Below are 13632 nucleotides of genomic sequence, written 5' to 3'. Positions count from 1 at the left end.
TCTGGCAGCGATTCGTCACTCCGACTTCGGGGACTTGTCTGGTGACTGAGGACAACAACGTGCGCGGCCAATGGTGGCGGGTCGTCGCCGACTGGCGGAATTGGCGCCTCCCGGTGAAGCTGGCCGCCGTGCTGGCCGTGCCCGTGCTGGTCGCCGTCGGCGCCGGCGTGGTGCAGATCCGCGGCTACATCGAGGGCGCCGACTCCTACGCCGCGATGCAGCGCCTGGTGACGCTGCGCGCGGGCCTGGGCCCGCTCATCTCCGGGGTGCAGGCCGAGCGCGCCATGTCCGCGCGACGCGCCGAGGGCGCGGGCCCGGACGCGACCAGGTTCCGCGACCTGGCCGCGGACACCGACGCCGCGGCGGCCGCGGTGCGCGCGCTGGTGGAGCGCACCACCACGCTCGGCGAGGTCACCGCGGTCCGCTACCGCGACGTCACCGTGCAGCTGGACGGCCTGCCCCAGCTGCGCGAGCGGGTGCTCAGCGGCTCGGTCGACCTGGCGGGCGGCATCGGCGGCTACAGCGTCGTGCTGCGCTCCCTGCTCGACCTCGACCAGGCGATGGTCGGCGACTTCGGCGACGCCTCGCTGGCGGGCACCGCGGCCGCGCAGCACAGCCTGTCCATGGCCGCCGAGCAGGTGTCCTGGCAGCACGCGACGGTGCTCGCGGGCATCAGCAGGCGCAGCCTGCTCGACGGCGAGCAGACCGCGCTGGAGCAGTCCTGGACCCGGTTCCAGGACAAGGTCGCCGACTTCAGCGCGGTGGCCACGCCCGGCCAGCAGGAGGAGTACCGCAGCACCGTCACCGGTCCCGAGGTCGACCTGCGCAACCGGTTGGTGCAGGACCTGCGCGGCGACCCCGGCGCGGTGCGCGGCAAGGTCCCGGTCGACCAGTGGAACGCCGCCTCGGCCAGCACCGCCGCGGGCATCGCCGAGGTGCTGGACGCGCTGGGCGAGGAGCTGGCCGCCTCCGCCGCGCGGCTGCAGGACCAGACCAGCGACCGCGCGGGCGCGGCTTCGGTGGTCCTGCTGGCCTCGCTGTTCGCCGCCGCGGCGGTGGGCTACGTGGTGGGCAGCGACCTGCTGCGGTCGCTGCGCGCGCTGCGGCTGGCCGCGCTGGACGTGGCCGAGCGCAGGCTGCCCGAGCTGGTGGCCCAGCTGCGCGAGCAGAGCCCGCAGGAGGTCGTGGTCGAGCCGGTCCCGGTGCACACCAAGGAGGAGCTGGGCCAGCTGGCGCGCGCGTTCGACGCGGTGCACCGGCAGGCGGTCAACTCCGCCGCCGAGCAGGCCGACCTGCGCGCCGGGATGCGCAACGCCTTCACCAACCTCTCCCGCCGCAGCCAGAGCCTGGTGGAGCGGCAGCTCAAGCTCATGGAGGAGCTGGAGCGGCAGGAGGAGAACCCCGAGCAGCTGGCCAACCTGTTCAAGCTGGACAACCTGGCCACCCGGATGCGGCGCAACAACGAGAACCTGATGGTCCTGTCCGGCAGCGACGTGGCCCGCCGGTTCACCCGCCCGGTGCCGCTGGGCGACGTGCTGCGCGCCGCGGCGTCGGAGATCGAGCAGTACCACCGGGTCGTCGTGCAGGCCACGCCGCCGGTGGAGGTCGTCGGCTACGCGGCGGGCGACCTGGTCCGGCTGGTCGCCGAGCTGCTGGACAACGCCACCTCCTTCTCCCCGCCGCGCACCCAGGTGATCATCGGCGGCAGGCCCCGTGCGGGCGGCGGCGTCCTGGTCGACGTGGTGGACCAGGGCGTGGGCATGTCCGAGGCGGACCTCGCCGAGGCCAACGGCAAGATCGCCCGCGCGGCGGGCGGCGACACCGCCGAGCTGTCGGTCTCCCGCCAGCTGGGGCTGCACGTGGTCGGCACGCTGGCGGGCAGGCACGGCATCGACGTGGTGCTGCGCGAGCAGGGGGCCGAGCGCGAAGGCGTGCGCGCCACCGTCGCGGTGCCCGCGGAACTGGTGCGCGCGCAGGTCGCCGCGCCCGTGCAGGTCCGCCCCGCGACGCCGCGCACCCCGGCGCCCGCCCCCATCCCGACCCAGGCCCCGATGCCCACCGCGATCCCGACCACCGCGATCCCGGCGATCCCGGCGGTGCCGACGCCGACCCCCGGCCAGGACGACGGCTGGGCCCCGTTCCGCGGCAGCGCGGTGGACGGCCGAACCGCGGACACCCGAATTGCGGACACTCGATCGGGTGAGAGTCGTACTCTGGAGAGCCGGGCCGCGCAGGAGCCCCCGGCCGGGACGGGGGGAGGGGGGACCTGGTTCGGCAGCGCCGCACCGACGCCGCCCGCGCCCGCCAAGCACCGATCGGCACAGCCGCAGCCGGGCGCGCCGGTCGCCGGGACCGGGGGAGAGCTGCCCAAACGGCGTCCGCGCAGCAACCTCGTATCTGAGCGACCCGGCGGCGCGGAGGGCGGAGTGGCACCCGTACGGAGGGATCCGAACGCGACACGCGGGTTCTTGGCCAGTTACCAGACCGGCGTCCGGCAAGGTATACGGCATTCCGGGGAGAGCACGACAGGGCGGGAGAGGGAATGAGCACGCAGAAGTCGCGGCAGATTGACCAGTTCGGGTGGTTGGTGAGCAACTTCGCCGATCGCGTGCCGGGGGTCGCCCACGCCGTGGTGATCTCCGTGGACGGCCTGCTGCTCACCGCCTCCAGCGAGCTGCCCGAGGACCGGGCCGACCAGCTGTCCGCCATCGCGGCCGGGGTGGCCAGCCTGACCGAGACGGCTTCGCGCTGCTTCGACGGCGGCGGCGTGCTGCGCTCGGTGGTGGAGATGGAGCACGGCGTCATGCTGCTGATGTCGATCCGCGACGGCTCGTGCCTGGCGGTGCTGGCCGCGCCGGACGCCGACGTCGGCCAGGTCGCGTACGAGATGACGGTGGTGGTCGACCAGGTCGGTCAGCTGCTCACACCCGAGCTGCGCGCCGAGCTGCACGGTGCGCAACGGATGATGGCCCGCCCGTCGGTGTGAGGTGGTCATGAGACAGGACCCGGAGCCCTCCTCGGAGGAGTCGTTCGCCGCCCTGCTCAACGGGTTCAGCCTCGACTCCTCCCGCAGGCGCGGCAAGCCCGCCGAGCCGGAGCCGCCCGAACCCGAACCCCGTCCCCCCGAGCCGCCCGCCGCCCGGCCCGTCCGTGAGGTGCGCGCTCAGGAGCCCGAGGAGGACTTCGAGTACCCGCGCGAGGAGGCCGCCTCGATCGTGCGGGCCTACTCCTGGACCGGCGGGCGCACCACGTCGTCGTTCCAGCTGCAGATCGAGACGCTGGTCTCGGCGGTCGACTGGGAGTACCCGCCGATGAAGGCCGAGTACCAGGAGGTCGTCGCGCTGTGCGGGCGGCCCCGGTCGGTGGCCGAGGTGGCCGCGCTGCTGCGGCTGCCGCTGGGCGTGGCCAAGGTGCTGCTGGGGGACATGGCCGAACGCGGTCTGATCGAGGTGCACCAGACCGCGCTGTCCGACGGGGACACCCCCGACCTCGGGCTGATGGAACGGGTGCTGGCGGGCCTGCGCAAGCTCTAGGGTCCGTCGGGGAGCACCGCCCGCCCCGTTGCGCCTTGATCGACACCCGGCCTACTATGGCTTCAGTGTTGACCGAAGCCAAGGGGGTCGGATGAGCGTCGGACGGGAAGGCCGCCTGTCGGCGTGGATCGAGCGGTTCGCCGCGCACTTCGCCGAGGAGGGCATCCCGCTCATCGGCGGGCGCATCCTGGGCTACCTGCTGGTCTGCCAGCCCACCGAGCGCACCGCCGCCGAGCTGTCCCAGGAGCTGGAGGCCAGCAGCGGCTCGATCAGCACGAACCTGAAGTTCCTGGTCAACGCGGGTCTGGTGACCAAGCGGACGCGGCGGGGGCGGCAGGCGGCGCAGTACCGGATCGACGAGAAGCGCTGGGCCGACCTGGTGCAGCGCAAGCTCGACGCGCTGGTGAGCGTGCGGGAGCTGACCGAGTCCGGGATGCGCCTGATGAGCGGTGATCCCGAGCGCGCGCTGCGGCTGCGCGCGGTGAACGAGCTCTACACGTGGCTGGCGACCGAGCTGCCGCCGCTGTGGGAGCGCAGGCCCTCGCCCTCGACGAGGTAGTCGCCCCTGACCCTGGTCGAGACCCACAGCGCGGCGGTGGCCACGACCACCGCGCCCGCGCCCAGCACGTGCAGCGAGACCAGCACCTCGGGCACCCCCGTCCAGTACTGGACCAGGCCCAGCGCGCCCTGCGCCACGACGACCGCGACCAGCACGGCGTAGGGCCTGCGGGGCACCGGGTGGCCCTTGAGCGCGAAGCCCAGGGCGATCAGCATGCCCAGGAACAGGAACAGCAGGTCGGCGTGCACCTGCGACACCGTCTCCACCGGGGCGTCCAGCCGCGGCGTGGCCGCGTCGCCCGCGTGCGGCCCGGCGGCGGTGACGAACGTGCCCGCCAGCAGCAGCAGGCCGAGCACGACCGCCTGCACCACCTGGAGGGTCATCAGGGGCTTGGGCACCAGCGGGGTGGCCGGGCCGTCGCCCTCGCCGAGCGCGGCGACCAGCAGCACGGCGAACCAGACCAGCAGCATGGACACCAGGAAGTGCACGCTCACCGTCCACCACAGCAGGCCGGTCAGCACGGTGATGCCGCCGATGACCGCCTGCGCCGCCACGCCGCCGAGCTGGACCAGCGCCAGCACCAGGACGCGCTTGCGGCGCGGCCGGTTGAACCAGGCCGCCAGCACGCACAGCGCCGCGATGAAGCCCACCAGGCCGGTCAGCGTGCGGTTGCCGAACTCCACCCACTGGTGCAGCGAGGCGACCTCGGGGTGCTCCACCGGCGTCAGGCTGCCCTCGAAGCACTGGGGCCAGGTGGGGCAGCCCAGGCCCGAACCCGTCACGCGCACGATGGAACCGGTGACGGCGATACCGCCCTGGGCGATCACGACCGCTATCGCGAAGGCGCGTTGGAAGGTGCGCAGGAAGGTGGTGAGCCAGGTGGGAGCGGACACCCCCCGATGGTAGGCAGCACGGTCGGAGACCCGCCGCTCACCCCCTGTGCCCCGCCTCACCCGTGAGCCGGACGCTCAAGACCGGAGTGTGCGGCGTCCGGGTCAGGTCAGCTTGGTCGTCCTGACCGCCAGCGCCGCCGCCACCGCACCCCACGCCAGCAGCACGGCCACCGGCCCGAGCCCCGGAGCCGCGCCGTCGACCAGCGCCGTGTGCAGCCCCTCCGCCAGCGCCGCCGAGGGCAGCAGGTCCACCACCGCCGCCACGCCGGGGGGCAGCGACTCCACGCCCAGCGCCACGCCGCCGACCAGCAGCAGCGCGAACCACACGATGTTCGCCAGCGCCAGCACCACCTCGGCCCGCAGCGATCCGCCCAGCAGCACGCCCAGCGCGCCGAACGCCAGCGCGCCCAGCACCACCAGGGCGACCGCCCACAGCAGCCCGGACAGCGGTGGTCGCCAACCCAGCAGCAGCGCCGTCACCGACAGGATCACCAGCTGCACCGCCACGACCGCCAGGCCCGCCACGACCCGGCCCGCCACCAGCAGCCAGCGGGGCAGCGCGGTGGCGGCCAGCCGCTTGAGCACGCCGTAGCGGCGGTCGAAGCCCAGCGCGATGGCCTGGCCGGTGAACGCCGAGGAGATCACCGCCAGCGCGAAGGTCCGGGCCGCCGCCGAGCCGACCCGCGGCTCGGGCACCGGGATGACCTCCATCACCGCCAGCGCCACCAGCAGCGCCACCGGGATCAGCACGGTCAGCAGGACCTGCTCGCCGTTGCGCAGCGTCAGCACGGCCTCGGTCCTGGCCTGCGCCAGCAGCATCCGGCCCAGCCCGCCCCGGCCGGGCGCGGGGGTGAAGGTGCCCGGTTCGAACTTCACGACCGCAGCTCCCTGCCGGTCAGCTCCAGGAACACGTCCTCGAGGCTCCGCTTGGCCACGGTCAGCTCCTCGGCGAGCACGCCCTGCTGGGCGCACCACGACGTCACGGTCGACACCACCTGCGGGTCGATCCTGCCCCGCACCACGTAGGCGCCCCGGCTCGCCTCGTGGACGTCCATGCCCTCCGGCAGCGCCTCGCGCAGCAGGTCGGTGTCCAGGCCGGGCCGGGCGCGGAAGCGCAGCTGCTGGTCGTCGGCGGGGTGGGCGGTCAGCTCGCTGGGCGTGCCCCGCGCGACGACCCGGCCCGCGTCGACGATCACCACCTGGTCGGCCAGCGCTTCGGCCTCGTCCATCAGGTGGGTGGTCAGCAGCACGCTCACGCCGTCCGCGCGCAGCGCGCCGACCAGGTCCCACACCAGGCGGCGCGCCTGGGGGTCCATGCCCGCGGTGGGCTCGTCGAGGAACACCAGCTCGGGCCTGCCGACCAGGGCGCAGGCCAGGGACAGGCGCTGCTGCTGCCCACCGGAGAGCCGCTTGTACGGGGTGCGCACCGCGCTGGTCAGCCCCAGCACCTCCAGCAGCCACGCCGGGTCCAGCGGGTCGGCCGCGCACGCCGCCACCAGGCGGAGCATCTCGTCCGGGCGCACGCCGGGGTAGCCGCCGCCGCCCTGGGGCATCACGCCGATGCGGGGGCGCAGCTGCTCGCCCTGCCGCCGGGGGTCGAGGCCCAGCACGCGCACCGTGCCGCCGTCGGCGGTGCGGAAGCCCTCGCACACCTCGACGGTCGTGGTCTTGCCCGCGCCGTTGGGGCCGAGCAGGGCGAGCACGGTGCCGTGGTCGAGGACGAGGTCGAGGCCGTCCACCGCGGTCTTCGAGCCGTACCGCTTGACCAGCCCCGACACTTCCACGGCGGGGCGGTGGGGATGCGGGCTCACGACGGGAGAGCGTAGGGCGTGCCGCGCCCCTGGGCGTGCCGGGGTCGACCCGGTGGCGTTCTCCGGGTGGCTTCAGGGTGTTCTCGGGGGGAATCCGGATATCTTCCGTCCCTCTTTCGGACCCATGATCGCCTGGTGACCGAGATCAGGGGGAAAAACGCGACGGCGGTGGCGCCGTGGGCGGTTCTTGGTGTGCTCGGGTCGCTGTTCCCGATTGTTTACCTGCACTTCACCTCCGCCGACGTGATGAACCCGATCCGGCACACGGTCAGCGACTACACCGCCGTCCCCGACGGCACGGCGCTGCTCGCGGTGGCCGCGCTGTCGCTGGCGGTCGGCTCGCTGGTGCTGCGGACCCGCCTGGTCGCCGCTGGTTTGCCCAGGTGGGGCGCGGCGGCGGTGCTCATCGACCTGTGGGCGGCGGCGCTGGTGGTGGCCGCGGTGTTCCCCACCGACCCGATCGGCACGCCCACCTCCCCGTCCGGGCTGGTGCACCGGTACGCGGGCGCGGTGATGTTCGCCAGCCTGCCGCTGGCCGGTTGGCTGATTTCCCGCCGATTCCTGCCGAGCCCCGTCGTCCGGCGCTTTTCGGTGGCCGCGGTGGGCACTTCCGGCGCATTTCTGCTCAGCCACCTCGCGCTGGTCGCCCCCGGAAATGACGCGGTGCTGCTCGGCCTTTTCGAGCGGGTGCTGTTCGCCGTGCTCTACGGCCTGCTGTTCGCGCTGGCGCGGGAGGTGTCGGCATGACCTGGCTCGCCGTCCTGCTCGCCGTGCTCGGCGCGGTCTTCTTCGCACTGGCCGCCCGGCTCCAGCACGACGCGGTCCAGGCGTTCGGCGGCGCTCTGCGGGTCTCCGCCCTGCTGCGCAGGCCGCGCTGGCTGCTGGGGCTGCTGCTGCTGGTGGTCGGCTCCGGCGTGCACGCCGTCGCGCTGGGCATGGCGCCGTTGAGCGTGGTGCAGCCGGTGGGCGTGCTGGCCATCGGCATCACCGCACTGCTGGACGGGCGTCGCCGGGAGCTGCCGGTGATCGCGCTGACCACCTTGAGCGTCGGCGCGTTCGTGCTGCTGGCCGCGGGCAGCGCCACCGCCACCGCGGTCGCCCCGGAGGCCGAGCTGCGGGCGGGCCTGATCGTGCTCGGCCTGATCGCCGCGCCGGGCCTGCTCGGCGTGCTCGCCGAGCGCCCCGCCGTGCGCGCGCTGGGGTTCGGCGCGGCGGGCGGTGTCGCCTACGGCTACGTGTCCGTGCTCATGCGCGCGGTCTCCCAGGACGTCCAGCGGGGCGCGGTGGACTGGGCGACCGCGCTCTCGGCGGCGGGCATCGCCGTCACCCTGCTGGTCGGCGGCTGGTTCATCCAGCACGCCTATGCCGGCGGACCGCCGCACCTGGCGGTCGCCTGCCTCACCGTCGTGGACCCGCTCGTCGCCGTCGGCATCGGCGCGGGGCTGCTCGGGGAGGCCACCCGCACGACCGGTCCGGTCGTGGCGGCCCAGCTGGCGTGCGCCGCGCTCGCCACGGCCGGGGTCGTCGTGCTGGCCCGCAAACCCGACCACATCGCACCCACCAGATCGGAGAACACCGTGAACGACGGACGCGCCACGCGGATCGTGATCGCCGCCGACACGTTCCCCCCCAACGTCAACGGCGCGGCCCGCTTCGCCCACCGCCTGGCCACCGGCCTGGCCGGTCGGGGCCACGACGTGCACGTGCTGTGCCCGGACCCGGTGGGCGGGGCGCGCACCGAGCACGTCGACGGCATCACCGTCCACCGGCTGCGCTCGCACCGCACGCCGTTCGACCGCTCCTTCCGGATCAGCCTGCCCTGGCAGGTCAGCACCGACGTGCGGGCGCTGCTGACCGAGCTGCGCCCGGACGTGGTGCACGTCCAGTCGCACTTCGTGGTGGGCCGCTACGCGCTGCGGCAGGCGAAGGCGCTGGGCATCCCGGTGGCGGCCACCAACCACTTCATGCCGGAGAACCTGTTCGGCCACGCGCGGGTTCCCCAGTGGCTGCAGGGCGCGGCGGCCCGGTGGGCGTGGGCGGACCTGTGCCGGGTGTACGGCGAGGCGGACGTGGTCACCGCCCCCACGCCGCGCGCGGTGCAACTGCTGCACGACAAGGGCTTCCCGGCGCGTGCGGTCGCGGTGTCGTGCGGCATCGACGTCGACCGCTACCGGTCGCGGCGGGTCGAGCGCACCTCCGACACGTCCACGGTGCTGTTCGTGGGCAGGCTGGACGAGGAGAAGCGGGTCGACGAGCTGCTGCGCGCGCTGGCCATGGTGCCGAGGCTGCGCGCGGAGCTGGTGGGCGACGGGTCGTGCCGGGCGGAGTGGGAGCTGCTGGCCAGGCACCTGGGCATCACCGACCGGGTGCGGTTCCGCGGTTTCATCGGCGAGGAGGAGCTGCTCGACGCCTACGCGCGCGCCGACCTGTTCTGCATGCCGGGGATCGCCGAGCTGCAGAGCCTGGCCACGATGGAGGCGATGGCCGCGCGCAAGCCGGTGGTGGCCGCCGACGCGATGGCCCTGCCGCACCTGTGCAGGCCCGGCCGCAACGGCTGGCTGTTCCAGCCCGGCGACGTCAAGGGCCTGGCCGACCGGCTGCACGCGCTGGCGGCAGACCCGGCGCTGCGGGCCCGGATGGGCGCGGCCAGCGGCGAGCTGATCGCCGAGCACGCCATGGCCACCACCCTGGAGACCTTCGAGGGGCTGTACGAGCGGGCCGCGGGCCTGCCCCTGTTCGCCCCCGCCGCCCTGGCCGCCTGATCGCGTGACCGCGGCCCAGCCCTGGTGCGTGGGCAAGTACTACCGGGCGGGTGTGTGGGGGCCGGTAGCTACTACCCGGCATGGGGGAAGCGCGGGCCAAGGCGCGAAAGTGCGGGCCGGGGTGCGTGAACGCTCGGTTCGTGGTGTCTGGACGCGCGACTCGCGGGGGCGACACGCCCAACACGCCCATAGGTGGGTGACACCGGGGGCGGGCGGGTTCGGGGTGGAGGGGAAGGGGGTCAGGGGCGGTGAGGGCGAGAGGATTCGATGCGCTGTGCCAAGTGCCTGCCCGCAGTGGTGAGCACCAGCTCGTCGCCGACGACCTTGACCAGGAAGCGGAACAGCATCCCGTGCCCCTCCAGCCGCTCCAGCAGTGCGGCGGGCACGTCGCCGGCGGCGCGCAGGACCCCGGCCTGCTCCTCCAGCGACCGCACCACCGCCCGCCTGCCCCGCCACGGCACCCACCAGGAGGTGACCAGCAGCAGCACCAGCCCGAACCCCCACGCCGTGCCCAGCACGGCGGGCCATCCGGGGAAGCGCACCCGCTGGACCTGCACCAGCACCGCCACGACCAGGTAGCAGGCGCCGTAGACCACCGCCCAGCCCGCGGTGACCGCGGCGGGCACGTCGGCGTGGCCGGTGGTCCAGCCGGTGGTGCCGTCGCCGAGCTTGCCCCGCCGCCACCGCTGCAGCGACCGGCCCAGCCAGAACGAGGCCACCGCGCCGAACAGCACGGCCGTGACGGCGATGGGCACCACGACCTGCCACGGCAGCTCGTGCAGCCGGTACCGCAGCACCGCCCACACGCCCGCGGCCAGCGCCGCCGCGACCAGCGCCCGGACCACCGCGCTCCAGGACAGCCGGAGCCTGCGCAGCGCGGCCAGCGGCGTGCCCACCGGGGCGGGCAGGCTGCCCAGCACCAGCAGCGCGGCCACGATCAGCGCCACCCCGCCCAGGGTGACCGTGCCGGTCACCGCCTGGTCCTTGCCTCCGGGGGAGAGCGCGAGCCGGGTGCGGTCCACGGCCAGCGCCACCAGCGGCACCACCGGGGACAGCAGCACCAACCCGTGCAGCAGGGTTCCGGTGCGCAGCGCGGCGTAGCCGAACGCGGCCAGCACCGTGCCGCTGCCCAGCGCCGCCGCCGGACCCACCGCCCACGCGGGCAGCAGGTTGAACAGCGCCAGCACCAGCAGCGCGCCGCCCAGCGCCAGTCCCAGCAGACCCAGGAAGCGGGCCGTCCGCCCGCCCCTGGTCAGCCCGGTGACCATCCAGTACGGCAGCAGCGTCGCGCCGCGCAGCGCCCTGGTCAGCGGTTTGGCGGGACCGAACCCGGAGTTCTCGCTGTCGACCACGGTGACCGCCACCGCCGCGGCCGTGGCCGCGGTGCGGATGACCTGGTCGCTGCCCGCTTCCTGGGTCATCGGCTCGCGGCCGATGCCCGCCCGGTCGAACGCCTCCAGCGCCTCCACGCCCAGCCGCACGGTGTCGGCGGTGGTCGTGGGCGGGGTGGCCAGCTCGGCCAGCAGCCGCTCGTGCTCGTCGAGGAACAGCTGGCCGCGCGAGCGGGGGTCCGCGCCGTCGCGCTGGTCGGCCAGGACGGCCTGGCGCAGCGCGGGCAGCTCCTCGCAGATGATCCGCACGTGCAGCCCCCACGCGGCCAGCTCGGCCAGCGCGACGCACGGCGGGGGCACGTCCTCGTCGCCGGAGTCGTAGACCGCGGCCAGCTGGGCCACCGCCTCGTCGCGCAGTCCGGCCAGCCGGGCGGGCAGCTGTGCGCCGAACAGCTGCGCGGTCATCTCCGCGACCACGGCCGCCGCGCGCTGCGCCGAGGAGGACCCGTCGGCGTGGAAGCGGTCCATCCGGCGCAGCCGCAGCGGGTCGAACAGCACCCGGCACAGCATGGTGGCGCCGTCGAGCCTGCCCCAGATCCAGTCGTTGACCCGCCATGACCGCTTGAGGAACCCGGAGAACCGGCCCAGCGCCGCGCCGCCCGCCTTGTCGTCGGCGGTCACGCTGTGCCTGGCGAAGCCGTTGCGGGTCTGCAGGCTGATCTGCACCAGCTCCACGGCTTGGTCGAGCCCGCCGCGGGTGTCGTCGGCCAGGCAGGTGGTGGCCACCTCCAGCGCCAGCACCCGGCACAGCAGCAGCGGCTCGCCCGCCAGCCCCGCCGCCGTCTCCTGCTCGGTGGCCGCCTCGGTGAGCAGCCGGTACCACGGGCCCAGCCCGCCCATGCCGCGGCGCTCGGGGCTGAGCCCGGTGACGATCCGGTGCGCCACGCCCAGCACCCCGGCGATCACGTCCACCTGCGCGCGCACCCGCTCGCCGATCGAGTTCGGGTCGTCGGCCAGCATCCGCGCGGTGTAGTGCTGCAGCCGCACCCGCCAGTAGACCTGGCTCAGCTCGACCGGGTCGTCCTCGTCCATGCCCAGCTCGCGGCGCACCTCCCGCTCCACCAGGGTGCGGGCCCTCGGCGAGTCCAGCTCCTCGCGCAGCCTGCGCAGGGTGGCGCGGACCTCGTGCAGGGTGGTGCGGGCCTCGGCGATGCGCTCGCAGGTGAGCCGGGCCTGCTCGCCCTCGGCGGCCGTGGGCACCACCCACACCAGCCGCTTGACCAGGTCCATGGTGGCCGAGGCCAGCCGGTCGGCCATGGAGATGCCCCACGGCCAGCCGGGCACCGGCGTGGTGGCGGGCAGGTGGCCGGGCGGCACGTAGGGCAGGCCGTCGTGGTTCTTCAGCCACATGCGCTGGGCCAGCTCGGCCGCCGCGCGCACCCGCTCGAAGGTCCAGCCCGCCGGGTTGGCCTTGGGCGCGTCCAGCTCGCGGGTGGTCACGTCACGGGCCGCCTGCCGGATGCGCACGTCCTGGTAGTGCCCGCGCAGCGCCCTGGTCAGCGCGTAGAGGCTGCCGGTGAGGCTCTCGCCCTCCTCGCCCAGCCGGGTCAGCAGCGCGCTGCGCCCGCCCCGGCGGGACGCGGCGGCGCGGTTGTGCTCCTCGATGTGCTCCACGTAGGTGCGGCTGCTCTGGCTGGTCAGCGCGCCCAGCAGCTGCCCGCCGGTGCTCAGCGTGGTGGGCAGCTCGCCGTCCACGCGCGTGCTCGCGCCCGCCTGCGGCGCGTGCGGGAACACCAGCAGCATCACCCGCCGCACCGGTCCCTCGGCGGGCATCCGGTCGATGGCCTCCAGCGCCTCCCTGGTAGGGGTGTTGACCAGCACGCCGCCGTCCACCGCGAACCGGGACAGGTCGTCGTCGCCGTCGGCCCACGACGCCGCGGGCGCCATGTCGGGGCGGTCCTCGCCGCCGCGGTTGACCGGCACGAACGAGGGCTCGAAGGCGAACGGGAACGACGCCGAGGAGCGGGCGGCCAGCGCCATCCTCGGGATCAGCTCGTCCAGCTGGTCCAGGGTGAAGTCGTCGCGGGTGCTCTCGTCGACCGACTCGTCCGCGGGCCGAGCCCAGCTGTAGGGGTCGCGGCGGAACGAGAAGCTGCCCTGGTGGGTGGACTGCACCAACTCCTGGCCGAGGTCGTCGTGGGTGACCGAGGGCACCCCGGCCAGCAGCGTGGTGGTGATCCGCAGGTCCACCGGCCGGTCGTGCGCGGGGTAGGGCTTGAAGTCGGTGGTCAGCCGCTCCAGCGCCTCGCGCAGCCTGGGCAGGAAGAACTCGTCGCCGCGCAGCAGCGACACCGGCGAGCCCTGGAAGGGGGTGCGCAGCAGCTGCTCCATGCGCCCCTGCTCGGCCCACAGGTCGCGCAGCAGGTCCAGCTGGGCGTTGCGGTTGACCTGGGCCAGCGCCAGCGCCGCGCCGTTGATGCCGCCCGCGGAGGTGCCGGTGATGACGTCGGCGCGGGCCACCCCGCCGACCATCCGCAGCAGGTGCCCGTACGGACCGCCCGCCTCGGGATCGGCCCTGGTCAGGCGGTCCAGTTCGAGCACGACCCCGCCCATCCACACCGCCAGGCTCACCCCGCCGTTGAGCACCACGGCGAACCGGATCTGCTCCTGCGGCACCTCGGCCATGTCCTCGCCCCCCTGATCTTCGCGTCCGTACGGTACGTCGTCCGGCCGTCGCAGCGGG

The 13632-nt window shown here is 74.5% G+C and carries 10 protein-coding genes; 6 read left to right on the top strand and 4 right to left on the bottom strand.

Annotated features, from left to right (window positions below):
• The first annotated feature begins 41 nt into the window (after window positions 1-41).
• The 4 genes from JOF41_RS19610 (at window position 42) to JOF41_RS19595 (ending at window position 4092) form a co-directional block, all read left to right on the top strand.
• Complete coding sequence (locus JOF41_RS19610; protein WP_209621026.1) at window positions 42-2546, top strand: sensor histidine kinase; 2505 nt, start codon at window positions 42-44, stop codon at window positions 2544-2546.
• Window positions 2543-2986, top strand: coding sequence for a roadblock/LC7 domain-containing protein (locus JOF41_RS19605; protein WP_189224622.1), 444 nt, complete (start codon window positions 2543-2545; stop codon window positions 2984-2986). The genes JOF41_RS19610 and JOF41_RS19605 overlap by 4 nt, the downstream gene beginning before the upstream one ends.
• Window positions 2987-2993: 7 nt before the next feature.
• A complete protein-coding gene (locus JOF41_RS19600; protein ID WP_189224621.1) occupies window positions 2994-3533 on the top strand; it encodes a DUF742 domain-containing protein in 540 nt (179 codons plus the stop codon).
• A 91-nt stretch (window positions 3534-3624) separates the two neighbouring features.
• The gene (locus JOF41_RS19595) at window positions 3625-4092 is read left to right on the top strand and encodes a GbsR/MarR family transcriptional regulator (protein ID WP_189224620.1); all 468 of its coding nucleotides are present in this window, start codon (window positions 3625-3627) and stop codon (window positions 4090-4092) included.
• Here the strand turns inward: JOF41_RS19595 and JOF41_RS19590 are convergent.
• From JOF41_RS19590 to JOF41_RS19580, 3 genes are all read right to left on the bottom strand, one after another.
• Window positions 4026-4985: a COX15/CtaA family protein gene (locus JOF41_RS19590; protein WP_189224619.1), complete on the bottom strand. Its 960-nt coding sequence runs from the start codon at window positions 4983-4985 to the stop codon at window positions 4026-4028. The genes JOF41_RS19595 and JOF41_RS19590 overlap by 67 nt on opposite strands.
• 102 nt (window positions 4986-5087) lie before the next feature.
• A complete protein-coding gene (locus JOF41_RS19585; RefSeq protein WP_189224866.1) occupies window positions 5088-5804 on the bottom strand; it encodes an ABC transporter permease in 717 nt (238 codons plus the stop codon).
• Window positions 5805-5857: 53 nt separating this feature from the next.
• Entirely contained in the window at window positions 5858-6796 is a 939-nt protein-coding gene (locus tag JOF41_RS19580; protein ID WP_307867469.1) for an ABC transporter ATP-binding protein, read from the bottom strand.
• 135 nt (window positions 6797-6931) lie between these two features.
• Here JOF41_RS19580 and JOF41_RS19575 point away from each other — a divergent pair, with 135 nt between their 5' ends.
• Both JOF41_RS19575 and JOF41_RS19570 read left to right on the top strand, forming a co-directional pair.
• The gene (locus JOF41_RS19575; protein ID WP_189224618.1) at window positions 6932-7543 is read left to right on the top strand and encodes a DUF998 domain-containing protein; all 612 of its coding nucleotides are present in this window, start codon (window positions 6932-6934) and stop codon (window positions 7541-7543) included.
• Window positions 7540-9558 carry a glycosyltransferase gene (locus JOF41_RS19570; RefSeq protein ID WP_209621024.1) on the top strand — a complete coding sequence of 673 codons (2019 nt, stop codon included), beginning with the start codon at window positions 7540-7542 and terminating at the stop codon, window positions 9556-9558. The genes JOF41_RS19575 and JOF41_RS19570 overlap by 4 nt, the downstream gene beginning before the upstream one ends.
• Window positions 9559-9797: 239 nt before the next feature.
• Here JOF41_RS19570 and JOF41_RS19565 read toward each other — a convergent pair whose 3' ends face one another.
• Window positions 9798-13574, bottom strand: a complete 3777-nt coding sequence (locus JOF41_RS19565) for a patatin-like protein (RefSeq protein WP_209621022.1) — start codon at window positions 13572-13574, stop codon at window positions 9798-9800.
• Between the last annotated feature and the right edge of the window lie 58 nt (window positions 13575-13632).

It is taken from the genome of Saccharothrix coeruleofusca, assembly GCF_017876325.1.
GTDB lineage: Bacteria > Actinomycetota > Actinomycetes > Mycobacteriales > Pseudonocardiaceae > Actinosynnema > Actinosynnema coeruleofuscum.
This window is presented reverse-complemented; position numbering and strand designations above follow the sequence as displayed.

What these genes read in the sequence shown, in the direction of transcription:
- JOF41_RS19595 (WP_189224620.1), top strand. Translation starts at nt 3,625, where the DNA reads ATGAGCGTCGGACGGGAAGGCCGCCTGTCGGCGTGGATCGAGCGGTTC.
- JOF41_RS19570 (WP_209621024.1), top strand. Translation starts at nt 7,540, where the DNA reads ATGACCTGGCTCGCCGTCCTGCTCGCCGTGCTCGGCGCGGTCTTCTTC.
- JOF41_RS19605 (WP_189224622.1), top strand. Translation starts at nt 2,543, where the DNA reads ATGAGCACGCAGAAGTCGCGGCAGATTGACCAGTTCGGGTGGTTGGTG.
- JOF41_RS19600 (WP_189224621.1), top strand. Translation starts at nt 2,994, where the DNA reads ATGAGACAGGACCCGGAGCCCTCCTCGGAGGAGTCGTTCGCCGCCCTG.
- JOF41_RS19565 (WP_209621022.1), bottom strand. Translation starts at nt 13,574, where the DNA reads ATGGCCGAGGTGCCGCAGGAGCAGATCCGGTTCGCCGTGGTGCTCAAC.
- JOF41_RS19585 (WP_189224866.1), bottom strand. Translation starts at nt 5,804, where the DNA reads ATGCTGCTGGCGCAGGCCAGGACCGAGGCCGTGCTGACGCTGCGCAAC.